Below are 25,912 nucleotides of genomic sequence, written 5' to 3' on the forward strand. Positions count from 1 at the left end.
AAGCACCGTATCTCAGATGCGCATTGCGCATCGGGGAATCCCCGGATTCCCCGCCGCGACAATCATTATTCCGGATCCATACCGGCAAAGCAAAAGGCGCCGCGGAATCACGCGGCGCCTTCAATCTTTTAGCGTTCAGCAGAAGATCAGTTGGCCTGCTGGATCGCCGAGAGTTCCCAGTGTCCGCCGGATTGCCGGGCGAAGGTCCACACCTCGGTTGCCTCGATCGGGGTTTCGCTGCCCGAGACCAGACGGTTGGTGCCGCGCTCCAGGGTCTTGTCGACCAGCGAGAAGCGCATCGCGACGCTCGCGTAATCGGTTTGGCCTTCGCGCCAGGCTTCTGCGAGGTCGCCCTGCAGCAGCTTGACGTCGGACACCTTGTTAAGGTCGTTGTTGGCCTTGTTCTGCTCGAGGTCCTTGGTGAAGTACGACACCATCTCGGGCGTTGCCAGCGTATGCAGCTTCGCGACGTCCTCGTTCGACCATGCGGCCTGGACTTCGCCAAGCAGCCGTTCGAACGCCTCGTAGTCGGAAGGCCCGATCTCAAGCGGCGCGGGGGCGCTCGATCCCAGACCAAAGCCCATTCCTGAGCCGAAGCCGGTCTGCGGCGGGGCTGAACCCGCGGCCGGTCCGGCAGCGGAATTGGCATAGGCGGTCGCCGGGGTATGGCGGCGCTGCCACCACGACATTGCCAGCTTGACCACGATCAGGATCAGGCCGATCTGCAGGATCAGGCCGATGATCGACGCAATCCCGCCGAGGCCGCCGAGCAGCCCGCCACCGGACAGCATGCCGAACAAGCCGGCGCCGAGGAAGCCTGCGGCGAGACCGCCCATCATCATGCCCATACCGGGCCGGCTGAAGAAGCCGCCCTTGGCTGCCCCTGCGGCGGCTCCAGCGGCCGCCGGTGCGCCCGGCTGGCTGAAGGTACGGTTCATGGGCTGCGCCGCATTGGGCGCCGTGGTGGTGCTGGGCGGAGCCGAATAGGTCTTCGACCCCCGCGAACCGGAGCTGTTGCCGCCGCCCACCCGGGCGTCAGCCGCCGTGATGGCCATCGCGGCGGGAACCGCCAGCGACAGGACGATGGCGAAGGCCCGAACAATTCCGCGCGTGCGTTGCGTGAAATTCATATCTGTTTCCTCAATTCCCCGGCATGGGGAAGCAGCCCCTAAGATGGGCAGAGCTGCTTAAAAGTGAAGCCGTAAACGGGAACAAGCGCTGCGGCCCTCAGTCGCGGGGATGTGACGATTAGGCCGGTTGTGGGTTTGAACCCGTTGGAATTCAGAAGTTTTCCGCGCTGACCTGGCGAGTCGGATGAGGATCGGCGGCGGTCGGTCCAAGGGCCGGTCCAAGAATCGGCCCGAGGATGCTTAACGCCACCTCACCGACCGGCGATGGATGCGATGTTTCGACGGCCACGAGGGCCTGATCCATGGTGTGGGCCCCGAGCTCGCACATGGCCTGGGTCGCGACATCGCCGCGGCGAACACATTCCCTGGCCAGAAATTCGAATTGCGCCCGCGCCTGGCGCAGGGTCTCTTTCGGCACGACCGCACTGTTTTCCCCGGGCGCAGAATCCCGGGGCGCTGAATCCCGCTCTTGCGGTTGAACCGGAGGCGAGCCGACTTGGGCTTCCGCGCGCGGGTCGGTGGCGGCCACGCCGAGCTGGCTGATCCGGTCAAAGGCGGACCGAAGCTCCTCGCGCTTGGCTTCGAGCGCCTCGATCCTTTGCTGCAGCTCCTCGTGTTCGTTGGCGGTCGCGACGCGGATCGTCGCAAGTTCGTCCTCGCGTGATCGCAGCCTGGATTGCCAATCGTCACGCTCACGATCAAACGCGAGCCTGAACTCGGCCATGACGGCCTCGCTCTGCGACAGCTTTGCCGAGAGCTCGTCGCGCTCGCGCAGAAAGTCGCTGCGCTGCTGCTCGATTTGCTTGATGCTCGCTTCCAGGCTTGCCTTCAGCGCGACACGCTCCTGATCGAAGCTCGTACCAAGCTCGGCCAGGGCGGATTCATGCGCCTGCGATTTCGTCGCGGCCTCCTCCTGTGCACCCTTCAAGGTTTCCTGTGCTTGCTTCAGCGTGTCGCCGAGTTCGAGCAGCTCCGCCTCCCGCCCCTGCAGCGTCGTCTTGAGCGTATCGCGCTCGGTAATGATGAAACTGGAAAGCTTTACGTGCCTCTCGACGTCATGCCGAAGGCTTTCGCATTCGGTTTCCAGCTCGTCGTTCTGGTGGCTCACGGTTTCGTACTTGTAGCGCCACAGCTGTTCCTCATCGAAGGCGCCGGAAACGCGCGCCATCAGGCCGTCGATCAGGTCGGCCGCGCGCAGCAGATTTTCGGCATTTTGCCCGTTGGACATCATGTCGGCGAAACGGCGCAGAAAATACGCTGTTTCCGCGGCGTCAGCCGCCTCGGGAACCGTGGCAGGATCGGTCATGCAACTTGCCTTCGTGAGCAGCGTCGGTGCCGTAAGCGGACACCTTAACCCCGTTCAGAACGGCAAATGTATGGTCGCGCGGGATTTCCGGCCCAAACGGTGGGGACAGGCCGTTCCGGCCTCGCAACAAATCCTGAAATCCGGACCGAAGACCGAAAGCGGCCTCACGACGCCGTCATCGTCTCCTTCACCTTCGCGACCAGTGCACTGAGCGCAAACGGCTTGGCGAGGAAGGCGAACTGCTCGTTTTCCGGCAGGCTCTTGTCGAACGCCTCTTCGGCATAGCCGGAGACGAAGATGATCTTGAGGTTGGGATTGCGCTGCCGCATTTCCTTGAGCAGCGTCGGGCCGTCCATTTCCGGCATCACCACGTCGGAGACGACGAGATCGACCGCGCCGTTCTTCTCTTCCAGCGCTTCCATCGCCTCGATGCCGTTGGCGGCCTCGATCACGCTGTAGCCGCGCGAACGAAGACCGCGCGCGTTGAGCGAGCGCAGGCCGTCCTCGTCTTCCACCAGCAGGATGGTGCCCTGCCCGGTGAGATCGGCCTGCGGCTTCGGCGGCTCGGCGGCGGCTTCCTTGGCGGCGCCATTGGTGACCTGCGGTTCGGGGGCGGCTTCCAGTTCCGGACGGTGCCGCGGCAGGAAGATGCGGAACGTGGTGCCCTCCCCCGCTTTCGAATCCACGTAAACAAAGCCGCCGGTCTGCTTGACGATGCCGTAGACGGTCGACAGCCCGAGGCCGGTGCCCTTGCCGACCTCTTTGGTGGAGAAGAACGGCTCGAAGATCTTGTCGACGATCTCGGCGGGGATCCCGGTGCCGGTATCGGCGACGTCGATCCGCACGTAGTCCGCAGCCGGCATGCCCTTGTAGGACAACTGCGCGGCTTCATCCGTCGTGACGTTGCTGGTCTTGACCGTCAGTTTGCCGCCATCGGCCATCGCATCGCGGGCGTTGACGGCGAGATTGACGATCACCTGTTCGAATTGCGAGACGTCGACCTTCACCGGCCAGAGATCACGGCCGTGCACGAGGTCGAGCTTGACCTTCTCGCCGATCAGGCGGCGCAGCAGCATGGTGAGGTCGCTCAATGCGTCGCCGAGATCGAGCACCTGCGGGCGCAGGGTCTGGCGGCGCGAGAACGCGAGCAGCTGCCGCACCAGCGTCGCCGCGCGGGTGGCATTCTGCTTGATCTGCATGATGTCCTGGAACGACGGGTCGGTCGGCTTGTGCGCGTTCAGCAGGAAGTCGTTGGCCATCATGATGGCCGAGAGCACGTTGTTGAAATCGTGCGCGATGCCGCCGGCAAGCTGGCCGACCATGTCCATCTTCTGCGACTGGTTGATCTGGTTCTCGAGCGTGCGCCGCTCGGTGGTTTCCAGCATGTAGACGATGGCGGCTTCGGTTTCGCGCTCGTCCTCCTCGACCGCGGTGACGAAATATTGCGCCCAGCGCTCCTTGGCACCGTCGAGCATGGCTTCGACCGGCGCGATGTCGCCCTGCCCTTCGGCGGCCTGGTTGATCGCCGCGATCAGCAGGCTGCGGTCGCGGGCGTTCACGCTGCGGAAGATCGACTTGTTGGCGGCACCATCCGCGCTCAGGCTTTGCGCCAGCTTGGCGAAGCGGGCATTGGCGCGCACCACCGCGCCGGCGCGGTCCACGGTCGCGATCGCCATCGGGGTATGGTCGAAGAACCGCATGAAGCGCACTTCGGCGGCGCGCTCCGGATCGGAATGCTCGTCGCGCGCGCGGCTGATCACCAGCGTCCGCGACGCGCCGGGCACGCCGTCGGCGCCGAACGCCAGCTTGTGATAGAGTCGCACCGGCATGGTCCTGCCGCTGCGCATGCGCAGATCGATGTCGAGCACTTCGGTTTTGACTTCGCCCGGCACCGCCACGATCGAGGTCAGCAGCGACGCACCGTCGCCCGATACGATATCGGTCAGCTTCAGGCCGCCCGATCCGATCTCGGCAAGGTCGTGATCGAGCCAGCCCGCCAGCGTCGCATTGACATAGACGACCTCGCCCGAAGGACTGACCGAGAAGAAGCCGCAAGGCGCGTGATCGAGATATTCGATCGCGTGCTGCAATTCCTTGAAGACGTCCTCCTGGCGTTCGCGATCCCGCGTGATGTCGGCGATCGACCACACCGAATATTTCGCCTCACGCTTGCTGGCGCCGAGGGGACGCACCCGCATTCGCAGCCAGCGGCCATGGGCGCCGTCGGTTCCCGCGATCCGGACTTCCTCCTGCTGCCGCTTGCCTTCGCGCGCCGCCTTGAGCAGGCGGAACACCGCCTCCGACACATCGGGATTGCCGATGAAGACGCGCTCGATCGGGCGCACCTCCTGGGCGGTCGCCGCCCCCGTCAGCGCCAGATAGGCGGCGTTGGAATAGACGACGTGGCCGCGCGAATCGGTGACCGCGAGCCCGTCATGGGCATGGTCGGCGATCCGCCCCATCACCGGATCGTCGGTAGAGCGGTCGGTGAAGCGGATGATTCCAGCGGCAAAGGCGAACAGATTGAACAGGCCGACCATGGCCAGCAGCGCCAGCACGCCGAGGATATAGGGCTGGGCCTGGGCGCGGCCGATGGTCATCAGCACGACCGCGATCGCGACGATGCCGGCGGCGACCAGCAGCACCAGCACAATGCTGCCGCTACGCCGCGCCGGCTCATGGGCCGCGAAGGGCTCGGGGGACGGATGGCTGTCGGTTTCGGCGGTCATATCAGGGGACGCAAGCCCGTCGGCATGGGATGGCGCGCTGATCTGCGCGCCCTTGAGTGCCTGAATCGGACCGGCAAGCGCAAGTCCATCAGGCGGCTAATTGGCATCAATAGCGGTTTCAAGCGAAATGGGCACCGGTTCGAGTGAAGAAAACACGTAAAAAATTATCGTCCAAGGCCTTATCCAACGCATTTCAAGGCAAGTTCCGACCCCCGTCAGTTGCGCCGGCCGGCAGCGTCGCGCTTCAACCCCATGACGAAGCCGATGATTTCGGCAACCGCATGATAGTGCTCGACCGGGATCTCCTCGTCGACATCGACGGTCGCATAGAGCGCGCGCGCCAGCGGCACGTTCTCCACGATCGGAATGTCGTGTTTCTTGGCGATCTCCCTGATCTTGAACGCGATATTGTCGACGCCCTTGGCGACGCAGACCGGCGCCGACATGCCGCGGTCGTAGGACAGCGCCACCGAATAGTGGGTCGGGTTGGTGATGATGACGCTGGCCTTGGGCACATCGGTCATCATCCGCTTCTTCATGTTGGCCTGGCGCAACTGCCGGATCTTGGCCTTGATGTGGGGGTCGCCTTCGGACTGTTTGAACTCGTCCTTGATCTCCTGCAGCGACATCTTCTGCCGCTCGAACCACTGCCGGTACTGGAAGAAGTAATCCGCGATCGCCACGGCGGCCAGCATCGCCACCACCGCGCCCATCAGATGCAGCGTCAGACTGGTGGTGACGCCCATGATCGCCGTCGGGTCGAAGGCCAGGAACGACTCCAGCCGGTGGCGCTCCGGCCACAGCACCGCCATCATGACGGCGCCGAGCGCGACCAGCTTGAACACGCCCTTGAGGAAGTTCGCCAGCGCCTGCTTGCCGAAGATGCGCTTGAAGCCGGCGCCAGGCGACACCTTGCTGAATTTGGGCGTGAGCGATTCCGACGACCACACCAGCCGGTGCTGGATCATGTTGCCGGCGATGGCCGATATCATCAGCATCAGCAGCGGCACACCGATCGCCGCCAGCACGGCAATGCCGAGCGTATTGCCGAGTTGCAGCAACGCCGAGCCGTCGGCGCGCAGCGTGCCGGCATTGGCGATCAAATTGCGCAGCGGCATCAGGATGCCGCCGCCGATCGAGCCCGAGAAAGTCGACAGCACAAGCGTCGCGCCCGCGATCACGAACCAGGTGTTGACCTCCTGGCTCTTGGCAACGTCGCCCTTCGCATGCGCGTCGTCGAGACGCTTTTGCGTAGGGTCTTCTGTTTTATCGTCGCTATCGTCGGCCATCGCGGCGCCTTGGCTTTTTTATTTGAGCATGATCTCTTCGGAAAAAGGGTTCCCACTTTTCCGGATCATGCTCTATCTAAGCGGTGTGAGCTCGTGCATGACGCCGGTGAAGTAGTTCAGATAGGTCCCCATCATCGCCGTGAGGACGGCGGCGAAGATCAGGAAGCCGATCAGGATCGAGAGCGGCACGCCGACGAAATAGACCTGCATCGCCGGCATCAGCCGCGCCAGAATCCCGAGCCCCATGTTGAAGACGATGCCGAACACCAAAAACGGCGCCGACAATTGCAGGCCGATCTTGAAGGCGGCAGTGAAAGCGCGGGTCGCAAGCGCCGCGACATCGCCGGTCGGCATCGTCTCGCCCGGCGAGAAGATCCGGTAGCTCTCGTTGAGCGCCGCGATCACCAGATGATGGCTGTCGGTGGCGAACAACAGCGTCATGCCGAGGATGGTGAGGAAGTTGCCGATCAGAAGGCCCTGCTGGCCCTGGGTCGGATCGACGGCAGTGACGAAGCCGAGGCCGAGCTGCTGGGCGATCACTGAGCCTGCGACCGCCAGCGCCGACAGCGTCACCCGCGCGGTGGCGCCGAGCACCACGCCGATGACGATCTCGTGCACCATCAGAACGCCCATCGCACTCATCGAAGTCAAATCGACCTGATAGGCGGCGCGGTGCAGCGGCAGGATGATCAGCGTCAGCAACAGCGCGATCGCGAGCTTGATCCGGACCGGGATGTTGCTCTCGCCGAATCCCGGCAACAGCATCACCATCGCCCCCACGCGGGCGAACACCAGCATGAAAGTGGCGGCCAGGGCCGGCAGCATGGAGACATCGATGCGCATGGTCTACGCACAGTGCATCATCCGCCTATGATTCGCGACGATATCCGCATCATGTAGCCTTGCATCGAATCCGCCATGAACGGCAGCGCCAGCAATAACGTCACGAAGATCGCGATGATCTTCGGCACGAAGATCAGCGTCTGTTCCTGGATCTGCGTCAGCGCCTGGAACAGCGACACCACGACGCCGACCACGAGGCCGACCACCATCAAGGGCGACGACACCACCACGATGGTCCAGATCGCATCACGCGCCACGTCGAGGGTTTCAGCACCGGTCATTTTGATTCTCTCGGTTTATTTCCGCCATTTCGAGGCGCGCGAATGGCGAGTGGCGAATAGCGAATGGATTTCAGCCCTATTCGCCATTCCCTATTCGCCTCTATCAGATCGGCATCTTCATGATGTCTTCGTAAGACTGGATCACCTGGTCGCGCACCGACACCAGCGTCGAGACCGCGACGTCGGTCTCGGCCACCGCCGTCACCACGTCCATGACGTTGGCCTTGCCGGAAGTCATCGCGATGGTCTGGGCGTCCGATTTCTTGCCGGCTTCCATCACGCTGCCGACGGCATCCTTGAGCAGCGCGCCGAACGACGGGCCGCCCGATTTCTGGCCGCCCTTCTCGGCGCCGCCGGTCTCCATGATGCGCGAGAGCGCGGCGTAGGCGTTTGCTGCTACTGTCGGTGAAGCCATGGTTTAGGATTCCTGTTTCAGGCCTTGAGGATGTCGAGCGTGCGTTGGATCATCCGGCGCGTGGCGCTAATGATGTTGAGGTTGGCTTCATAGGACCGCTGGGCTTCGCGCATGTCGGTCATTTCGACCAGCGGGTTGACGTTGGGATATTTGACGTTGCCGGCGGCGTCCGCCGCCGGGTTGCTCGGCTCGTGCTTGATGCGGAACGCCGACTGGTCGGCGCGCACCTTGCCGAGCGTCACCACTTTCGCATCGATCGTACGGTCGAGCGCCGAGGAGAAGGTTGGCACCTTGCGGCGATAGGGATCGCCGGCGGACGTCGGCGCGGTGGAATCCACGTTCGCGATGTTTTCCGAGATCACCCGCATCCGCCCGGCCTGCGCGCGCAGGCCCGAGGTCGCGATGCTCATCGAGCGGGCGAAGTCGCTTCCACCTTCATTTGCCATGATCCGGCTCCCCTAAATGCGGCGCGTCAGCGCTTTCCGATGGCGGTTTTGAGAAGTCCGAGGCTGCGGCTGTAGAGCGAGGTGGCCGCCGCATAGTCCATCTGGTTGGCGGAGACCCGCATCATCTGATCTTCCAGATTGACGGCGTTGCCGGCTGGCCGGGTCAGGAACCCGCTCTTGCCGCCATCGCCGTCGAAGGTCTGCCCGCCGCCGGACGCGCCGATATGGCTCGCGCTGGTGCGCAGCATCGCCATCGATCCGAACGTTCCGCCGACGGTGGCGGCGGAACCCTTGTGGTCGAATTTCGGTTCGACCAGATCGCGCGGCTTGAAATTCGGGGTGTTGGCGTTGGAAATGTTTTCGGCGAGCACCCGCTGGCGCTCCTGATGCCACTGCATCTTGGTGCGCAGCGCCGACAGGTCCGGAAGATCGTTGATGGCCATCGCGAGCGGGTCCTCGTTAACCTCTGGCAGGCGCCGCGAGGTAGGCAGAATTTGCCCGGTGTATGGTTAACGGCTGGTTAAAATCCGCAGAATCAGGCCGTGAACAACGCGCTTGCACGGGGGCCGACGCCCAAAAGAGCGCATTTTCGCCACGAAATCTGCGTTAACCAGCCGCGGCCGACGCGGCCGGGGGCGCTCAGAAGTCGTTTTGGATCAAGCGATTCTTGGTCTATTAATTAATGGGCGGCAGCGTTTGCCGTGGGGAATTAAGGAATTAGGGCTGATCTCGGGCGTGATTCGCCGGTCGACGGATCGCTTCGGAACATGAATCGTTTCGGAAGATGAATCCGGAAGAATCATGTTCAAGTTGGAAGATCAGATCCGCGCACCTCGAAGCAAGCATGTGAGAACGGCCTGAGGCCGGGGACTAGAGAATGCAGACAGCATATTTCATCTTCGCATTCGTCGCCGTGCTGGCGCTGATCGGCGTCGCCGCATGGCTGGTGCGCCGCTTCGCCACCAACCGCCTCGGCGCCAACACCAATCGCGGGCGGATGCCGCGGCTGGCCGTGATCGACGCCGCCGCCGTGGACGGCCGCCGCCGCCTCGTGCTGGTCCGGCGCGACAACGTCGAACATCTCCTGATGATCGGCGGCCCCAGCGACATCGTGGTGGAACCCAATATCGTCCGCGCGATGCCGGGCCGTGACCAGATGGCGCCGCGGCCTGCGGTAACCGGCGAGCAGCCGCCACGTATCGCCCCGCTGCCGGATGCCGGCTGGAACGACGAGAGCGCGCGCGACCCGTTCGATCACGCCGAACCGCAGATGCCCGAGCCGCCGCCGCGCCCGGCACGTCCCGCTTTCGCCGACGAACTCCGCCGCCCGGCTATGGCCGAGCGCCGCACCGATCCGCTGGCAAGCTTTTCGCCGGAGCCGATGGGCGGCCGGCCGGAACCGCGTCCCGATCCGGTCCCGCAGCGCCCGGCCCGCACCGAACCCATGATGCCGCGGCCGCAGCGCCAGATGGAGCCGCCGAAGGCGCCGCCGCCGGTCCGTGCGCCCGAGCGCGCGGCAGCACCGCCGCCGCCACCCCCGCCGCCTGCGCCTCCGCCGCAGTCCGCCGACCAGAATCTCGCCGAGATGGCGCAGCGGCTCGAAGCTGCCTTGCGCCGGCCCGCCGATGCCCCGATCGCACCGCCGGTCGCGCCCGAGCCGCCGCCTGCCCGCCCTGCGCGCAGCGAGACGCCCGCCCCGCCCCCCGCGCCGCAGAAGAGCGGGTTTGAGAACCTCGAAGACGAGATGGCCTCATTGCTGGGCCGCCCGAAGTCTCCTTCGTGAGACCGGCGAAAGCCCCGCGTAGAGTTTTATTTTTTGTCGCACTGATAGCCGCCGGATCGCTCGCCGATCCGGTGCTGGCGCAGGACATCAGCATCAATCTCGGCCAGGGCGGTGGCGGCGTCACCGAGCGCGCGATCCAGCTGATCGCGCTGCTGACGATCCTCTCGATCGCGCCGTCGATCCTGATCATGATGACGTCGTTCACCCGGATCGTGGTGGTGCTGTCGCTGCTGCGCACCGCTTTGGGCACCGCGACCGCGCCGCCGAACTCCGTGATCATTGCGCTCGCAATGTTCCTGACCGCGTTCGTGATGGGGCCGGTGCTGCAAAAATCCTATGACGACGGCATCAAGCCTTTGGTCGCCAATCAAATCGGCGTCGAGGACGCGCTGCAACGAGCGTCCGTGCCGCTGCGCGGCTTCATGCTGAAGAACGTCCGCGAGAAGGACCTCAAGCTGTTCCTGGACATGTCGCGCGAGCCGCCGCCGGCGACGCCGGAAGAGATGTCGCTGCGGATTCTGGTGCCGGCCTTCATGATTTCCGAGCTGAAGCGCGCCTTCGAGATCGGCTTCCTGTTGTTCCTGCCCTTCCTGATCATCGATCTCGTGGTGGCGTCGGTTCTGATGTCGATGGGCATGATGATGCTGCCGCCGGTCGTGGTGTCACTCCCGTTCAAACTGATCTTCTTCGTGCTGGTCGACGGCTGGTCGCTGGTGGCGGGAAGCCTGGTGCAGAGTTACGGGACGTAGCTGATCTGATCCGCGCCGATATCACGGGCGGTCGGATAAGCCGTCGCGCCGGCCTTCTCGACGACAGCCGTCGTGATCATGCTGATGCCGTTGTCCGCGACCACGTCTTTGGTCCGCAATTCCACCGCGAAAAGCGCGGTGCCGATGACCGCGACCACGACAGCGATCGCGACCGGAACCAGCGGTCGGTGTGTATTCCTGGGATGCATAAAAATTAGTCCGTCTCTCGCGCTATTTGGCTGCTTGGGAAGCTACGATTTGTGATGAAAACGGTTTCAAACAAGGAGCTCACGGATGACAAGTGCGCGACTGGTAAATGCCAGCGATCTCGGCGCCTTGCTGGCACTGTTTGCCGATTGCGACGTCAGCCGGAGTGCGGAACCGGAACGAGCTAGAATAATTTGGGCGCAGATCCTCGCCCGCGAAGGAGTAATGATCTTTGTATCGGACGAAAGCAGTAGAATCGTTTCAACCTGCACGCTGATCACCACGCCCAACCTGCTGCGCGGCGGTCGTCAGCATGGCATTCTCGAGAACGTCGCCACCCATCCCGACTTCCAGGGACGCGGCCACGGCCGCGCGGTGATCGCGGCGGCGCTGGCCGAGGCGTGGAAGCAGGATTGCTATCAGGTATTGATGCAAAGCGGCCGGGCCGATCCGCGCGTGCACCGCTTCTACGAGGCTTGCGGTTTTGTCCCCGGACTTCGCACCGCCTACGCTGCGCGCAATCCTGCGAAATAAGAAAGGCGCCAATCTCCTCGCGGTCTATTCACTCCTTAAAATCATACTGCTTGCAGAGGTGATCGCCGATCTGCACCACCATCGCGACGCATTCGGGATAGCCCGGCTTGTCGATCGTCGCCTGTTCGGCACTTACGCGAAACTCCCAGGAGTCGCCGTCGCGGAGCACCGAGATCACCATTCCATCGGGGCAATCGGCATGGACCTTCAACTCGGCCCTTGCCATCGCAATGAGTTCGGCTTCGGTCTTGGCTGGCTTGCTCATGGCGATAGTTCCCCCGGTGGCGTCTTTGATGTTGTGCGCAGGTTGCCGGTTCGGAAGCCATCTGTCGAGGGGACGAGAGCACGGCGCGATACCTTGCCGCGCCGGGCGCTATTTCGGGATGTGCTTGGTGAATATCCTGACGACATAGCCTTTGACGGCCGGCGCCGCGTCGAACATGTCGGAGGCGATGCGTTCGACGGCATCTCGCAGCGCCAAAAACTGCGCCTGTCTTGCCAGGCTCTCGGTTCCCTTGACACCAGCGAGTTCGTCCATGGCGGCGTCACTGATCTGGCATTCGATCGGCTCGTCCCCATTCTGCATGGTGAACTTGAACGCCAATCGTTCGTTGTCGTGTCCTACAATTCGGCCCCGGGTCAGCGGCATCGAACGACAAACTTCCATACGGCTTGATGTGTGGATTTCGCTTAACCGACGAAACACTGAAGCGCAAACCCCGCCGGGGGTTGCTTGACCTACTATTTTGCCGCTTCGGCGCTTTTGTGTCCTGATATCGCGGGCAACGCCCCGGTGTGGACCGGCTCGCCCCTGGCCATTTCGGGCGAAATCGGCGCGCGCGCGGTGGCGTCGGGGAAGCGGACCTTCATTTCCCGGATAAAGCCATCGAGCGTGTCGACGCCTGCCGCCATCTTGGCGATCGCGGCAAATTCAGTGCTTGAGGCAGCGGCCGGCTTGCTGGCGAGATCAAACGCCATCCGGTCGGTATCGCCCAGCATCAGCGGCGCATATTTCTCGCGGAAGCGCGACAGTCCGATGGCGTCCTCGGCGAGCGCATAGCCGACGACGGTGCGGATCACATCGCCCTTCTCCACCGCGTTCAGCGGTTTGAAGTCGCGCCAGCGATCGGCATAGTACAGTTCGATCTGTTCGGAGGCCTCGCGCCACTGCCGTGACGCCCAGTAGATGTCGGAACGCAGGCGGATCGCCTCGCGTCCGGTGATGTTGGAGATGATGTCGAGCGCAAGATCATGGCGTCCGACGTCGCTTTGCGCCCGCGCCTCCAGCAACAGGCGCTGCTGGCGCAACTCACCCGAGAGATCGGCAATGCGCGTGGTGCGCAGCGCCGCGACGGCGCGATCCGGCTTGCGATTGGTCAGGTAGACCATGGCAAGGCGCGCCGCCACCTGCGCGCGCGCGGCGCCCTCCAGCCGTTTGTCGATCTGATACTGCAGCAGCTCGGCGGCCTGATCGAGCAGGTCGACCGCCACCAGGCGGTCCGCCAGGCGGCGGATCATCTCGTCGCCGCGGCGTCCGATCGGCGTCAGTTCGCGATATTCGTAGAACATGCCGAGCGCATCGATCGGCTTCATGTCCTCGCCCTTGGGGCTGAGAAAGAGCTGCGCAAACAGCGCGGACGCGGCGTCCTGGCCCTGCCGCGCCAGCTCGGAATTCGGCTGCAGCCGGGTCGCGGTCTTGGCCGCCGCGAGCGATTCCTCGTAGTGGCCCGCATCGGCATATAGCTGCGACAACACCGCAAGGGTCTTCAACTCGATCGCGTCGCCACGCCAGATCGCCGACAGCGTTTCCAGTTCGCGCAGCACCTCGGCTTGCCCGAGCTGGCCGCGCCGCTGGCGGAGCAAGACCTCCAGCAACTTGGCTTCGGCAGCAGCAGGCCGATCGGACGAATTGGCGGCGAACCGGTAAGCGTCGAGTGCGTCCTTGTCGTGGCCGAGCGCCTCGGCCAGCCGTCCGCGCAACACCGCGATTTCCGGCTTCATTTCCTTGGGTACGCCGACCACCTCGAGTTCGCTGCGGCGGCGCGAGGCCCCGGCGTAATCCTTCACTTCAAGCGCCGCGCGCATCGCATCCACGGTCAGGATACGCTGCATCTCGGGCGGCAAGGCGGCGATGGAAAATTCGGCGTTCTTGAACTTCTCGCGGGCGTCAGCCCATTTGCCCTGGCGTGCAAAGGCTAGCGCCTTCCACAATTGGGAATCATAGCCGTTGCCGATCACCGGACTGGCCAGGCCCTTCAGCCCCCGCTCGGGATGGCCGATCAGGATGCTGGCAACCGCATTGACCATGACGACGGCAGCGTCTTCGCTTCCAGCCTTGGATTCGGAGAGGATGAGGTTGGTCACGCCCCTCGCTTCCTGAAACATCCCCCGCGCCATGTAGAAATTGGCAAGGTCGAGCCGGGCCTGCGCCAGCCCGTCGTCGCCGGCCGCGGCCACCGCCTTGATCAGCGCATCGAGCCGGCCCAGAAAATTCTCCTCGCGGTTCTTGCGCCATTCCTTGGCGTCAAACAACGGCCGCACCGCCGCGGTGGCGCGTTCGGCAGAGACGTCGGCTGACGACAGCGTCAGCCCGCCCGGCCGCCCGAGCATCACCTTGTCGGATCCGACCTCGGCGGTGATGTCGTCGGAATTGGGATGAACGACGACGCCGTGGACGGATTCCAGCAGCGACAGCTCGACGAAGTCCTGCCGCTTGATGAAGCCGCGGGTCGGCGGCGGCGCGGTGACCACCAGCAGCGTGTCGCCGGCGTCGGGGTCGACCAGCCGATGCATGAGGCCGGGGTTCGCCAGCGGCACGGTGACGTTGGCCAGCGCCGGATCGGTGATGTTGCGCAACACCTGCAGCGGCAATGGTGGCGCCTGCACACGATCGGCAAATGTCAGCGTCCAGGCCATGCCGTTGGCGCGGCCATCGCTTTCAAGCGACGGCATCTGCGGCCGGTTGAGACGAATGCGGATGGCCTGGCCTTTTTCCAGCGGCAGCCGGCTGACGTCGCCGATGATGGCGCCGCCCTTGGCGCGGATCTGCTCGACATCGATCGGCCCGGTCTGGTCGAACACCAGCCACACCGTGTCGGCGCGGCGGAACATGGCCGCCGGCGTCGGCGCGGCAAAGGAAAACATCACGCGCAGGCCGTCGCTGTCCCGCCTCGCCTCGACGGAAGCCGCCGGTGGTTCGGCTTTCTTTGGTGCCTCAACGGCAGAAGCGGCCTTCTTCGGCGCTGCGGGTTTTGGCGTCTCGATCGCGGCGGCGGGCTTTGCTTCCGAAGCCGCCGCTGCCTTCGGCGTCTCCACCGGGGTCATCTTCTCAGCTGCAAGCTCCGCCTTCTGAGGCACAGCCGGCAACTTTTCTACGGCGGGTGCGGGCACGGCAACCTGCGGCGCCGGCTTCTCCGCTAAAGGCGCGGGCTGCTCGACGACTGGCACCATCTTCTCGGACGCGCGCGGCGCTGTCTCAGCGGCTGGCGGTGCTTTTTCAATTGCGGGCGGCGCCTCCTGCGGCTCGCCGGGCCTGATCTCGATTTTGGCCTGCTCGGCGATCGCCTCGGACGTCACCGGCGGCAGCTGCGGCGGATGCTGCGGCGGGATCGAGTCGCTGAGGGGCTTGCTGTGGGCGCCCGCTTGGGCAGCGGCGATCTGCGCCGATATCCCCGACCTCGCCGCCGGGCCATGCACGACAGCCGGGGGCGCGACCGCCGGGGCTTGCGCCTGTTCCGCCGCTGGCTTGTCGGCCTGCTGGAAGGCGACGTCGATGACGTAGTTCTTCTCTTCGCGGAAGGAATGCACGTCGACTTCGCCGATCAGCACGATATCGACCGCAGAGGAATCGCCATCGGTCCGCTGCGTGATCGAGGCGATGTTCGGCGGCGCCGCCACCTTGGCGTCGGCCAGATCGAACGCCAGCACGCCGTTGAACTGCAGCGTCAGCTTCTGCTCGTTCAGCACCGACGACACGTTGACCCCGTTGGGCATTTCAAAGACGAAGCGGACAAAGGTCGGCTGCACCGAGGCGCGGACGCGCACCGGCGGCTTCTTCTTGGCCGCGGCAACCGCCAGCTGGGCGCGCAGCGCGCGTTCGGCGGCGCGGGCCCGCGCGGCCAGTTCGCGAATGACCTCGGCCGGCAGCGTGGGCGGCGGGCCGGTCCAGCTGTCGGGCAGGAAGTCGACGAAGATCCGCTCGCCGGCCGTCATGGTGTTGATCGTCGCCCGCCGCGCCAGCGACAGCCGGATCGCCGAACCATCAGGATCGCGCCGCGCCGAGCCGACATAATCGGGCACGGCATCGCTCAGCTTGTCGACGGGAATGTCCACCGGACGCTTGAAGCGGATCACGATGATCGAGCCGGCGGTGATGACGTCGGACTCGACGTCCTCGGCAAGCCTGAGCACCAGCCGCGCGTAGCCGCCGGACGCCGTGAACGTCGCTTCGCCTTTGACGAGGTCCTGTGCCCGGCCGGGCGAAGCCACCGTCAAGCCGGCGAGCACCAGCAAGGTGGCGAGTGGCGAGCGGAGACCAGGAGATCGGCTAAGGGTGACATCAAGGCAGCGCCGGGCCATCCGCGCCAATGCGCAGCCTTGCGATCCAATTCCAGCGGCAGCCCTTTGCCCCATCCAGGATGTCTCTTGGCCTCAACGATTGCAGCAACGAAAGCGCCCTCGCCTTCGCGGCTGAATCTTGAATTGGCCGGCTTAAGGTATTGTTAAATATCCCCGTCAATTGGGCTTTTGCGACAGCATCTTGCCTTCAATTTTCGGCAATTCCGCCGTCGAGGCGGATTTGTCGGGTCCGGCGCGACGCGCCAGTTCCACGGTCAGCCGCTCGGCCGCCTCCGGCTGCATCAGGCCGAGAATGTCCGACATCTTGCGCGGCGCGATCTGGGAGGCGATTTCGTACAGAACGGACATCTCGAGCCGGTCGAACACCTTGGCGGCGTCCTTTGGCTTCATCCCCTCATACATCGTGATGATGCCCTTGAAGCGCGCGGCATCGGTTTCGGCCTTCTGCCCGGTCGCGGTCGTGATCCGCGCCTCGGTGGCCTTCGCCTCCTCGACCCGCCCCTCGATGCGTTTCTCGGCCGATTTCAGAAGGCTCTCGCGGATCTCGATCTCTCGCGCGCGCTGCTCCAGTTCCTGCCGCCGCGCCTGCAGCCGCTCGAGAATGGCGCGCTCCGACGGCGATACCGACTGCTGGTTGGGTTCAGGAAAGATCACCGTGCCGCTTTGCTGAGGCGGCGGATCGGCGGCAGCGGGGGCCGCCGGCTTCGGAGGTTCCTTTGGAGGAGCGGGCACCGAACCGGTAATGTCGTCAGTGTCGGCCTTGGAGGCGATCTTGGAGCCGCCGCCCGGAAAGTTGAACGTGTCCTGCGCCCACGACTTCTTGGTCGGCTGCGGCTGATAGTCGAATACGTATCCCCCGTCGATGACGAGGCCGGCCACCTTCAGCACAGCAAGGCCGAAGACGGCGACCAGCACCACCGGAATGACACGTATGTCGCGAAACGATTTCATGCAGCGAGGCCACTAGCCCTTCGGCGTTCCGAGAATGCTTCTGCAGCGGCAGCGACGGCTCTCGCGGTCGTGACCTTGGGAGCGGCAGGTTCGGGCTCCGACGTCAGCGGCCGCGCCGCAATGGCGATCTTGGAGAGGCGGCGGATGATGCCGTCGCCCTCGGCCAGCATGCCCTTCAGCTGCGTCGACATCTGGGAGGCCGCGTTCAGCTGGCTGCCGAGATGCTCGTTGACGTCGCGAACGGTATGCTTGAGGCCGCCGATCGCGCGCTCGGCGATTTCGGTGGCGGTGATCAGTTCGCCGATCGTGGCCTTGAGCGAATGCTCGTCCGCCTTCAGCCGCTTCAGGCGAGAGTTGAGCAGTACGCAGTAGCCGATCGTCACCAGCAGCAGCACCGCCACCAGACTCTCGATTACGATTCCGAGGGAATGACTCATTGTGCCTCCATCAACTTGGTTTGCTCGTCGGCCTTCTCGAACATCGCGAAGGTGGTATTGGGTTTGCGCAGCTGCTTGGTGACGCGGATGGCGACGCGGTCGCCGACCCGGCCCATGCGGCCTTCGGTCAAGACGACGTTGCCGCAGCGGACCGACACCAGCGCGTCCTTTTTCATTTCCAGCGGCAGCGTGTCGCCAACCTTCAGCTTCATCAGCTGCTTGAGCGGCACGTTGGCTTCATACAGCACGGCATCGACAGCGATCTCGGCTTGCGCCACTTCCGTTGCGAAATGGCCTTCCCAGATCGGGTCGCGGCCGAACTTTTCGCCCATGAACATCTGCAACAGCACCGGCCGGATCGGCTCGATGGTCGCATAGGGCAGCAGCAGCTCGATATTGCCGCCGCGATCTTCCATGTCGATGCGCAGCCGCACCAGGATAGCGGCGTTGGCAGGCCGGCTGATCGCGGCGAAGCGCGGATTGGTTTCCAGCCGGTCGATCGAGAAGGTCACCGGCGACAGCGGCCGGAACGCCTGCTCGGCATCCGACAGCACGACCTCGACCAGCCGTTTGACCAGATTGGTTTCGATCGTGGTGTAGGGGCGGCCTTCGATGCGCAATGAAGTCTGGCCGCGGCGGCCGCCGAGCAGCACGTCGATGATCGAATAGATCAGGCTTGAATCGACGGTCGCGAGGCCGAAGTTTTCCCACTCCTCGGCCTTGAACACGCTGAGCACGGCCGGCAGCGGTATCGAATTCATGTAATCGCCGAACCGCACCGAGGTGATGCGGTCGAGCGAGACTTCGACGTTGTCGGAGGTGAAGTTGCGCAGGCTCGTGGTCATCAGCCGCACCAGGCGGTCGAACACGATTTCGAGCATCGGCAGACGCTCGTAGGACACCATCGCCGAATCGATGATGGCGCGGATGCCGGAATTGTCGTCGAGATTGACGTCGCCGACCGTGAAGCCGAGCAGATTGTCGATTTCTTCCTGCGACAGAACCCGCTCGCCGCCGGCCTTGTTGCCGAAATCGCGGCTGCCGTCCTCGACCATCGCGGCCCATTGCAGGGCCATGCTCTCCGAGAGTTCATTGGCCGCAGCTTCTTCCGCCGCCGCCGCCGGATCCTCGGAATCGAGCGAGGCCTCCCATTGGGCGGCAATTGCGTCCTGGTCGAGGTCTTTACCGTTGGCCATGATTATGAGACCTGCTGAGTCACTGGACCAGGATTTCCTTGAACAGCACCGCACTCACCTGTTGCGGCGCCAGCGCGATATTGACGCGCTTGGTCAGCTCCTCCTTGAGGCGAAACAAACCGGCCGAGCCGTTGATGTCGCTGGGGCGCAGTTCGCGCAGATAGGTCTGGAACAGATCGGTGACGCGCGGCAGCGTCGGCTTGATCGCCTCGAGCTGCTTCTCTTCCTTGACCTCGAGCACGACCTTGACCTTGAGGTATTGCACGCGCTCGCCGGGGGCGCCGACCAGATTGACCATCATGTCCGGCACTTCGACAAAGGACGGCGGCTTCGGCGGCGGCGCCTCGGCGTGCTTCTCCTCGCCGTGGCCGCGCATCAGGAAGAACCAGCCCGCCCCGGCGCCAAGGATGGCGACGAACCCGACTGCGGCAATGATCAGCTTGAGCTTGCCCTTTTTTGCTGGGGCGGCTTCCGCGCCTTCGGCCGCGCCGCCCTCTGCCTCGTTGTCCGCCATTGCCCCGCCCGATCCAATTGGGAACGAACACGGTTGCCACCAGCCGGGCCGGATGAGACCCCAGACGCGATACAAAAGCCGCCAGCGCACACGCGCTCTCTTGAATGCAACGGTAGGGTAATAATGGTTAACGGAACCTTTCCACTGACCCTCAACTAGGAAAAAGTTGCCGGGCAAACATGGTCAACAAGACCTTTCTGCCGTCCGTAATCGCCCCGGCAAAACGCCTAACCCCTTCAAAAACTGTAACTTTCCAAACTGGCACGGCTTTCGCTGAGTAGTCGGCGGACCACGGGCTTGGGAGAGCCTGGGCGGTTCGAGAGATCGGCGGGCGGCTTGGGAGAGCAGCACGCGGATCGATGAAGGGGAGAACCACCGATGGAGAATACGCTTCTCGTCGGACTATCGCGGCAGATGGTGCTGGAACGGCAGATGGATGTCGTCGCCAACAACGTCGCCAACGTCAACACCAACGGCTTCAAGGCCGACCGGTCGTTGTTCGAGCAATTTCTGCGCTCGCCCGCGCATGAAGACAATTTCCAGCGCCCCGACCGCCAGGTCGCGTTCGTGCAGGACCGCGGCACCTTCAAGGATTTCGCGACCGGTGCCAGCGAAATGACCAAGAACCCGCTCGACGTCGCGATCGACGGCAAGGGTTTCCTGGTCGTGCAGACCCCTGCCGGCGAGCGCTACACCCGCGACGGCAATCTGCAGATCAATAATCAGGGCCAACTCGTCACCCAGAGCGGCTATCCCGTGATGGGAGGCTCCGGCCCGATCGTGTTCCAGCAGACCGACAAGCAGATCACCATCGCCCCCGACGGCAATGTTACCGTCCTCGAGGGCACCAACCGCATCGATTCCGTTCGCGGCAAGCTGCGCATCGTTTCATTCGCGGACGCGCAGAAGCTCGTCAAGGATGGCGGCAATTTGTACTCCGCCGGCCAGGGCCTCGCCCCCCAGGCAGACACCACCTCGCGGGTCAACCAGGGTTACGTCGAGAAATCGAACGTCAATTCGGTGACCGAGATGAGCCGCATGATCGAGATCACGCGCGCCTACACGCAGATCTCGGCCCTGCTGCAGCAGCAGAGCGATCTGCACAAATCCGCAATCGAGAAACTCGCCGAAGTTCCGGCATAACCTGAAAGTTTTGATCGATGCGTGCACTCTACACAGCCTCGACCGGCATGGCGGCACAGGAACTCAACGTTCAGGTGATCTCCAACAACATCGCGAACATGCGCACTACCGGCTACAAGAAGCAGCGCGCCGCGTTTCAGGACCTGATCTACGATCACGTGCGCCGGGTCGGCGCGCAGGCCTCCGATCAGGGCACCATCCTCCCGGTCGGCGTCGACATCGGCGGTGGTGTCAAGACCGTCGGCACGCCGCGCCTGATGAGCCAGGGCACGCTGCTGCCGACCGGCAACGAGCTCGACATCGCGGTCCGCGGCGAAGGCTTCTTCAAGATCCAGATGCCTGACGGCACCTACACCTATACCCGCGACGGCTCGTTCCAGATGGATGCGCAGGGCCGCGTCGTGACCTCGCAGGGCAATCCGGTGCAGCCGACTATCACGATCCCGCAGAGCGCGTCGGGCCTCACCATCAACGCGCAGGGTCAGGTGTCGGTATTGCTGCCAGGTTCGACCACGCCATCGACCGTCGGCCAGATCGGCCTGACCCGCTTCATCAACAAGGCCGGCCTCAATCCGATCGGCGACAATTTGTTCACGGACACGCCGGCCTCCGGCCCGCCGCAGGACGGCATCGCCAATACCGACGGTTTCGGCGACATGCAGCAGTCCAACCTCGAACAGGCCAATGTCGAGGTGGTCACCGAAATCTCCGACCTGATCGCGGCGCAGCGCGCCTACGAGATGAACGCCAAGGTGATCAGCGCAGCCGACCAGATGCTGCAGTCCACCTCCAACATGTTCCGCTGAGGAATTGCCATGATCGCCCGCGCGCTCCTCCTTGCTACTGCGCTCATCGCCGCCTCCGCGGCAACGGCGGTCGCGCAGACCCGTGGCGACATCATCGCCGCCCCCGCGCTACGCGCCAGCGTTGTTGTCACGGGCGACCTGGTGCGGATCGGCGATGTCATCGACAACGCCGGCAGCGCTGCGCAGATCGCGATCTACCGCGCGCCGGATCTGGGCACCACCGGTTCGCTGCCGGTCGCGCAAGTGCTCAATGCGCTGCGGTCGCATCACGTGATCGGCGTCGACACACGGGACCTGAAGGAAATTTCGGTGACGCGGCTGGCCCGCACGCTCGAGGGCAAGGACATCGAGCAGCAGGTCGCGCGCGCGCTGGAGCGCAAGAACGGCCTCGGCGAGGCCGCCAATCTCAATCTCACCTTCGACCGCGACCCCGGCGATGTCAGGCTCGATGCTTCCAACACCGGCGGCATGCAGGCCGCCATCGTGCGCTTCGATGCGCGCAACGGCCGCTTCGACGTCACCTTCGAAATATCCAACGACAATGGCACGGCGCCGATCAAGCTGCGCTTCACCGGCACGGCGATCGAGACCGTCGAGGCCGCGGTGCTGGCGCGCGCAATCGAGCGCAACGAAGTTCTGAAATCTTCCGACGTCGTGATCGAGCGCCGCCCCAAGGCCGAAGTCGGCGCAGATGCCGCGACGCGCGACCGCGCGGTCGGCATGCAGGCGCGCCGACAGTTGCGCGCCGGCCAGGCCGTCCGGGTTGCCGATCTCGCCAAGCCGGATCTGGTGCAGCGCGACCAGAACGTCACGCTGATCTACGATAGCCCGGGCCTTTACCTCACCGTGCGCGGCAAGGCGCTCGAGAACGGCACCGAAGGCGACGTCGTCAACGTCATGAATTTGCAATCCAAGCGCACGGTGTCCGGCACCGTCACCGGCCGCGGCCAGGTCTCGATCACGGTCGCCGCTTCCCGCCCTGCGCCTGCCGCCGCCAATACCACCTCTTCGCTCGGCAGCACCGGACAAGCCGCCCCCGTCGCCGTCGCCAAACTCAGTTCGTCAGTCGCTCCAAAAGCCGAGTAATGTAAATGTCAGTCTCCCGTATCAACCGCTTCATTCTCACCGGCGCCCTGCTGGCCGTGGCAGCGCTCGCAAGCGGTTGCTCCTCGATCGACCGTCTCTCCCAGATCGGCGAAAAGCCGAAGCTGACCGAGATCGAGAATCCGACCACGCAGCCCGGCTACAAGCCGGTGCAGATGCCGATGCCCAAGCCCGAGCAGGCTTCCTACAACGCCAACTCGCTGTGGCGGAACGGCTCACGCGCCTTCTTCCGCGACCAGCGCGCCGCGCGCGTCGGCGACATCATGACGGTGACCGTCAACATCACCGACAAGGCCAACATCGCCAACCAGACCCAGCGCAGCCGCTCCAGCAAGGAAGACTCCGGCGTTACCGACTTCCTCGGATCGCAGACGATCACGCAAGCGAACAAGATCCTGCCGGGCAAGATCCTGACTGCGGACTCGACCGCCTCGACCGACGGCAGGGGTTCGGTCAACCGCCAGGAAGCATTGCAGACCAACGTCGCCGCCGTGGTGACGCAGGTGCTGCCGAACGGCAATCTCGTGGTCGAAGGCAAGCAGGAGATCCGCGTCAACTTCGAAATCCGCGAACTGATCGTCGCCGGCATCGTGCGCCCGGAAGACATCCAGAGCGACAACACCATCGATTCTTCGAAGATCGCGCAGGCCCGCATCGCCTATGGCGGCCGCGGCCAGATCACCGACGTGCAGCAACCGCGCTACGGTCAGCAGGTAATGGACGTGCTGCTGCCGTTCTAATTCGTTATCCCGAGCTCCCACACCTCGTTGCGAACCTAGGCGCGACGATGTGTTCTAACGCGGCCCTTGTCAGCTCCCCTGACGAGGGCCGCGGTCGTTTTGAGGAAATGACGGAAAGCCCGAACGTCAGGCCGACTTGCGCACGCGGCGCTTGCGGACCGGCTGCGGCGTCTCGCTCTCGCGCAGGTCCTGCGCGCCGGCGAATGCGGCCAGCACCTTATCGGCCGATACCACGCGGTTGCGGCCGGAATATTTTGCGGCGTAGAGCGCCTGGTCGGCCTGCCCCAGCAGCCAATCCGCGCGCGTATCCTCGCTCGGCACCAGCGTCGCGATGCCGATGCTCAGCGTCGCGAACGGCGGCACACCCGGCGCGCCGTGCGGCAGCCGGACCCGCGCCAGCGCATCGCGCAGCCGCTCGGCGAGTTTTCGCGCACCGACGGAATCGGTTTCAGGCATGATGATGGCGAACTCTTCTCCGCCATAGCGCGCCGAAAGATCGGCCGGGCGAAACGCGTTCTTGCCGATCGCGTCCGCCACCGCGCGCAGACACTCGTCGCCTTTTTGATGGCCGTGCATGTCATTGTAGAGCTTGAAATGGTCGACGTCGCACAACAGCAGCGACAGCGGCTTCTTGGTTCGTTGCGCGCGCGCCCACTCCATCGCCAGCGTCTGGTCGAACGAGCGGCGATTGGCAAGGCCGGTCAGGCCGTCGCTCGCCGCCAGCGTCTGCAACGCCAGCTCCGCACGCTTCTGATCGGTCATGTCGCGCAAGGTCTCGACGACGGCGATCAACGTGCCGTCCTCGTCGTGGATCGGGCCGGCGGCGATGGCGAGATACAAATGATTGCCGAGCTTCGGCATCACGCACCAGTTTTCGGCGGAAAAGCCGACGCCGTCGTCGGGGATGGTGTGCTCGGGATAGAGCTGGCTCAATTTGTCGGGCCGTCCGAGCGCGACCAGATCGGCCAGGCAATAGCGCTGCTGCTGATAGAACGCGCGCCAATGATCTGATGTGCCGATGACGTCAGCCGCGACGACGCCGGTCAGGCGCTCACAGGCCCGGTTCCAGATCACGACGCGCCGTTTTGGATTGAGCACGAAGGTCGGGACCACCAAATGCTGCATCAGCCGCACGGCATAACCCTGTGCGACGTCAGCACTTCCTTTGGCTCCGGTCTTCAAGTCCTCAACCCTCGCATCGACAACGCTGGAGGCTATGGGTATTAGGCCAACGATGAATGGAAGCCCGGTTAGGAATCCCAGTTAGTGCCGGGTTAAAAGGGCCCGGATTTCCCGGTGCAGTGCGGCAGATTGCCGTGTTTTTGCGGCAGAAAGTTCCATCGAAACGACAAAGAGTTCCACAAGAGTGCGATTCGAACTGATATTCCCTCTGTGCCTGACCGGGCCAATTCTCCTGAACCGGACATGACGATGCGCTTGTGCTGGCCGTTCCTTGTTGGCGTTCTCTGTGCGGCGACCCCATCGTTGACCGCGGGCGCGGTGGAACGCGCCGAGCCCGACATCGACATGTACGCGCACATCTCGGGCAAGTGCACCAAGCTAAAAATCGCCGGCCGCGATTTCGGCTGCAAGGCGGTGGCCTATTTCCACGGCCAGCAGGGCCGTGCGCATTTCACCATCGTGCTCGACGATCCCAGGGATGACAGCCACATCATTTCATTTTCAGGTGAAACCGGCCGCCGCGAGCAGGACAACGTCTATGAACTGCAGGTCGACCGGATGCTGCTGAACTCCAAAGAGAGGCCGAAGGTCGACGGCCTGCCGGTGCCACTGGTTGAATCATCGACCGGCACCTGCCGCCAGGTGGGGATCATCGCGACGAGGCAGGTCTCCAGCATCTCCTGTGCGGCGACCGCCAGGGACGGCCGGAAATACGAACTGCAATTCGAGTCCGACGGCGAGCCGGTGACGCTGCGCCGGATCAGGCAATCCTCCCTCACCGAGGAGAAGGCGAACGCCAAGAAAGCCGAGCAACTGGAATGCCGCCGCAAGGCCTATCTCGCCAAGGTTCTGCCGCGCGACTGGACCGCGTTCGTGATCCGGTGCCTGGCCGATGACGACCAGAAGCCGGCGACGGCAGAGCAGCGGTAGGCTGGCGGTAGGTCTGTCGGATCGTTACCGAGCCGTTAACCCTTCGTTAACCAAGCCGTCTCATCCTCGAAAGTCCAGGAGAGGATCCAAGGGATTGACCAGGTCGGTCACCTGGCCGGCGCGCGCAGGCGCTCCCTCTCCTGCCCACTCGTATTGATCACGGCTGCAAACATGATCGCTGAAAGCAATAGCAACATCGCCTGGCACCGGGTTCAGCTCAAGAAGAACCGCGAGGCCGTCAAGGCATTGGAAATCGCCCGCTTCCGGGTTGGCGAGATGACCGGCGCGGCCGGCCATGCGCAACAAAAAGCGCTGACCCAGCTCAAGCGCAAGATCGCTGAATCGCAGCGATGCATCGCCGCGCACGAAAGACAAACCAAGCGGCCGCTGGCGACTGATCTGCGCAGCCTCGCGCAGGTGAGCTGGGGCAGCTGGGACGCCTACAGCGTATCGCGGCAGGCCTCGTCGCGCGCGTAGGATGAAGGATGGGTTGAGCTCTTCGCGAAACCCATCAACTGCTGCCCGCGAATGAGTGATGGGTTTCGCGAAGAGCTCAACCCATCCTACGGACTACGGACCGCAAGAAGGCGGACCTGTCACGCCGAAGCTCGGAGAGCGT

General features: G+C 64.1%; 27 protein-coding genes. 9 read left to right on the forward strand and 18 right to left on the reverse strand.

Going from position 1 to position 25,912, the window contains the following annotated elements; genetic code table 11:
• Nucleotides 1-146 precede the first annotated feature (146 nt).
• From JQ609_RS09805 to flgB, 9 genes are all read right to left on the reverse strand, one after another.
• Nucleotides 147-1,130, reverse strand: a complete 984-nt coding sequence (locus JQ609_RS09805; protein WP_212273285.1) for a Tim44-like domain-containing protein — start codon at nucleotides 1,128-1,130, stop codon at nucleotides 147-149.
• 151 nt (nucleotides 1,131-1,281) lie between these two features.
• Nucleotides 1,282-2,298, reverse strand: coding sequence for a hypothetical protein (locus tag JQ609_RS09810; RefSeq protein ID WP_212273286.1), 1,017 nt, complete (start codon nucleotides 2,296-2,298; stop codon nucleotides 1,282-1,284).
• Nucleotides 2,299-2,600: 302 nt separating this feature from the next.
• Complete coding sequence (gene cckA / locus JQ609_RS09815; protein ID WP_212273287.1) at nucleotides 2,601-5,165, reverse strand: cell cycle histidine kinase CckA; 2,565 nt, start codon at nucleotides 5,163-5,165, stop codon at nucleotides 2,601-2,603.
• Nucleotides 5,166-5,380: 215 nt separating this feature from the next.
• Nucleotides 5,381-6,454: a flagellar biosynthesis protein FlhB gene (flhB, locus tag JQ609_RS09820; RefSeq protein WP_212273288.1), complete on the reverse strand. Its 1,074-nt coding sequence runs from the start codon at nucleotides 6,452-6,454 to the stop codon at nucleotides 5,381-5,383.
• 72 nt (nucleotides 6,455-6,526) lie between these two features.
• Nucleotides 6,527-7,297 (reverse strand): flagellar biosynthetic protein FliR, encoded by a 771-nt coding sequence (fliR, locus tag JQ609_RS09825; RefSeq protein ID WP_212204369.1) that lies wholly within the window; start codon nucleotides 7,295-7,297, stop codon nucleotides 6,527-6,529.
• Nucleotides 7,298-7,314: 17 nt separating this feature from the next.
• Nucleotides 7,315-7,578, reverse strand: a complete 264-nt coding sequence (gene fliQ, locus JQ609_RS09830) for a flagellar biosynthesis protein FliQ (protein ID WP_212204364.1) — start codon at nucleotides 7,576-7,578, stop codon at nucleotides 7,315-7,317.
• Nucleotides 7,579-7,681: 103 nt separating this feature from the next.
• Nucleotides 7,682-7,993, reverse strand: coding sequence for a flagellar hook-basal body complex protein FliE (gene fliE, locus JQ609_RS09835; RefSeq protein ID WP_212273289.1), 312 nt, complete (start codon nucleotides 7,991-7,993; stop codon nucleotides 7,682-7,684).
• A 17-nt stretch (nucleotides 7,994-8,010) separates the two neighbouring features.
• A complete protein-coding gene (flgC, locus tag JQ609_RS09840) occupies nucleotides 8,011-8,439 on the reverse strand; it encodes a flagellar basal body rod protein FlgC (RefSeq protein WP_212204351.1) in 429 nt (142 codons plus the stop codon).
• A gap of 26 nt (nucleotides 8,440-8,465) precedes the next feature.
• Nucleotides 8,466-8,882, reverse strand: coding sequence for a flagellar basal body rod protein FlgB (gene flgB, locus JQ609_RS09845; protein ID WP_212204349.1), 417 nt, complete (start codon nucleotides 8,880-8,882; stop codon nucleotides 8,466-8,468).
• 434 nt (nucleotides 8,883-9,316) lie between these two features.
• Here flgB and JQ609_RS09850 point away from each other — a divergent pair, with 434 nt between their 5' ends.
• Both JQ609_RS09850 and fliP read left to right on the forward strand, forming a co-directional pair.
• Nucleotides 9,317-10,222: a flagellar biosynthetic protein FliO gene (locus tag JQ609_RS09850; protein ID WP_212273290.1), complete on the forward strand. Its 906-nt coding sequence runs from the start codon at nucleotides 9,317-9,319 to the stop codon at nucleotides 10,220-10,222.
• Nucleotides 10,219-10,971 (forward strand): flagellar type III secretion system pore protein FliP, encoded by a 753-nt coding sequence (fliP, locus tag JQ609_RS09855; protein ID WP_212273291.1) that lies wholly within the window; start codon nucleotides 10,219-10,221, stop codon nucleotides 10,969-10,971. The genes JQ609_RS09850 and fliP overlap by 4 nt, the downstream gene beginning before the upstream one ends.
• On the opposite strand, the gene JQ609_RS09860 is transcribed toward fliP, so the two are convergent.
• On the reverse strand, nucleotides 10,959-11,180 hold the full coding sequence (locus JQ609_RS09860) for a hypothetical protein (RefSeq protein ID WP_212273292.1): 222 nt from the start codon (nucleotides 11,178-11,180) through the stop codon (nucleotides 10,959-10,961). The genes fliP and JQ609_RS09860 overlap by 13 nt on opposite strands.
• A gap of 85 nt (nucleotides 11,181-11,265) precedes the next feature.
• On the opposite strand from JQ609_RS09860, the gene JQ609_RS09865 reads away from it, so the two are divergent.
• Entirely contained in the window at nucleotides 11,266-11,712 is a 447-nt protein-coding gene (locus tag JQ609_RS09865; protein ID WP_212204336.1) for a GNAT family N-acetyltransferase, read from the forward strand.
• A gap of 28 nt (nucleotides 11,713-11,740) precedes the next feature.
• On the opposite strand, the gene JQ609_RS09870 is transcribed toward JQ609_RS09865, so the two are convergent.
• The 7 genes from JQ609_RS09870 to fliL form a co-directional block, all read right to left on the reverse strand.
• Nucleotides 11,741-11,977 carry a hypothetical protein gene (locus JQ609_RS09870; protein ID WP_212204334.1) on the reverse strand — a complete coding sequence of 79 codons (237 nt, stop codon included), beginning with the start codon at nucleotides 11,975-11,977 and terminating at the stop codon, nucleotides 11,741-11,743.
• 108 nt (nucleotides 11,978-12,085) lie between these two features.
• Complete coding sequence (locus JQ609_RS09875; RefSeq protein WP_192740255.1) at nucleotides 12,086-12,361, reverse strand: DUF1488 family protein; 276 nt, start codon at nucleotides 12,359-12,361, stop codon at nucleotides 12,086-12,088.
• A 92-nt stretch (nucleotides 12,362-12,453) separates the two neighbouring features.
• Nucleotides 12,454-16,344: a tetratricopeptide repeat protein gene (locus JQ609_RS09880; RefSeq protein ID WP_212273293.1), complete on the reverse strand. Its 3,891-nt coding sequence runs from the start codon at nucleotides 16,342-16,344 to the stop codon at nucleotides 12,454-12,456.
• 102 nt (nucleotides 16,345-16,446) lie between these two features.
• Nucleotides 16,447-17,241 (reverse strand): MotE family protein, encoded by a 795-nt coding sequence (locus JQ609_RS09885; protein ID WP_212273294.1) that lies wholly within the window; start codon nucleotides 17,239-17,241, stop codon nucleotides 16,447-16,449.
• Nucleotides 17,238-17,678, reverse strand: a complete 441-nt coding sequence (locus JQ609_RS09890) for a DUF6468 domain-containing protein (RefSeq protein WP_212273295.1) — start codon at nucleotides 17,676-17,678, stop codon at nucleotides 17,238-17,240. The genes JQ609_RS09885 and JQ609_RS09890 overlap by 4 nt, the downstream gene beginning before the upstream one ends.
• A complete protein-coding gene (gene fliM / locus JQ609_RS09895) occupies nucleotides 17,675-18,874 on the reverse strand; it encodes a flagellar motor switch protein FliM (RefSeq protein WP_212273296.1) in 1,200 nt (399 codons plus the stop codon). Before fliM ends, JQ609_RS09890 begins: the two co-directional genes overlap by 4 nt.
• Nucleotides 18,875-18,893: 19 nt before the next feature.
• Nucleotides 18,894-19,388, reverse strand: a complete 495-nt coding sequence (gene fliL / locus JQ609_RS09900; protein WP_211997216.1) for a flagellar basal body-associated protein FliL — start codon at nucleotides 19,386-19,388, stop codon at nucleotides 18,894-18,896.
• 378 nt (nucleotides 19,389-19,766) lie between these two features.
• Here fliL and flgF point away from each other — a divergent pair, with 378 nt between their 5' ends.
• The 4 genes from flgF to flgH are packed head-to-tail and all read left to right on the forward strand — an operon-like array spanning nucleotide 19,767 to nucleotide 23,181.
• Nucleotides 19,767-20,531, forward strand: coding sequence for a flagellar basal-body rod protein FlgF (flgF, locus tag JQ609_RS09905; RefSeq protein WP_212204320.1), 765 nt, complete (start codon nucleotides 19,767-19,769; stop codon nucleotides 20,529-20,531).
• 17 nt (nucleotides 20,532-20,548) lie between these two features.
• The gene (gene flgG / locus JQ609_RS09910; RefSeq protein ID WP_192740248.1) at nucleotides 20,549-21,337 is read left to right on the forward strand and encodes a flagellar basal-body rod protein FlgG; all 789 of its coding nucleotides are present in this window, start codon (nucleotides 20,549-20,551) and stop codon (nucleotides 21,335-21,337) included.
• Between the two features lie 9 nt (nucleotides 21,338-21,346).
• The gene (gene flgA, locus JQ609_RS09915; RefSeq protein ID WP_212273297.1) at nucleotides 21,347-22,423 is read left to right on the forward strand and encodes a flagellar basal body P-ring formation chaperone FlgA; all 1,077 of its coding nucleotides are present in this window, start codon (nucleotides 21,347-21,349) and stop codon (nucleotides 22,421-22,423) included.
• Between the two features lie 5 nt (nucleotides 22,424-22,428).
• Nucleotides 22,429-23,181: a flagellar basal body L-ring protein FlgH gene (flgH, locus tag JQ609_RS09920; protein WP_212273298.1), complete on the forward strand. Its 753-nt coding sequence runs from the start codon at nucleotides 22,429-22,431 to the stop codon at nucleotides 23,179-23,181.
• Between the two features lie 126 nt (nucleotides 23,182-23,307).
• On the opposite strand, the gene JQ609_RS09925 is transcribed toward flgH, so the two are convergent.
• The gene (locus tag JQ609_RS09925) at nucleotides 23,308-24,363 is read right to left on the reverse strand and encodes a diguanylate cyclase domain-containing protein (protein WP_249127807.1); all 1,056 of its coding nucleotides are present in this window, start codon (nucleotides 24,361-24,363) and stop codon (nucleotides 23,308-23,310) included.
• Nucleotides 24,364-24,606: 243 nt separating this feature from the next.
• On the opposite strand from JQ609_RS09925, the gene JQ609_RS35740 reads away from it, so the two are divergent.
• Nucleotides 24,607-25,293, forward strand: a complete 687-nt coding sequence (locus tag JQ609_RS35740) for a hypothetical protein (RefSeq protein ID WP_312014829.1) — start codon at nucleotides 24,607-24,609, stop codon at nucleotides 25,291-25,293.
• A 171-nt stretch (nucleotides 25,294-25,464) separates the two neighbouring features.
• Nucleotides 25,465-25,770, forward strand: coding sequence for a hypothetical protein (locus JQ609_RS09935; protein WP_212204317.1), 306 nt, complete (start codon nucleotides 25,465-25,467; stop codon nucleotides 25,768-25,770).
• Nucleotides 25,771-25,912: the final 142 nt, after the last annotated feature.

This window comes from Bradyrhizobium sp. AUGA SZCCT0169 (genome assembly GCF_018130085.1).
In the GTDB taxonomy this organism is placed as follows: domain Bacteria; phylum Pseudomonadota; class Alphaproteobacteria; order Rhizobiales; family Xanthobacteraceae; genus Bradyrhizobium.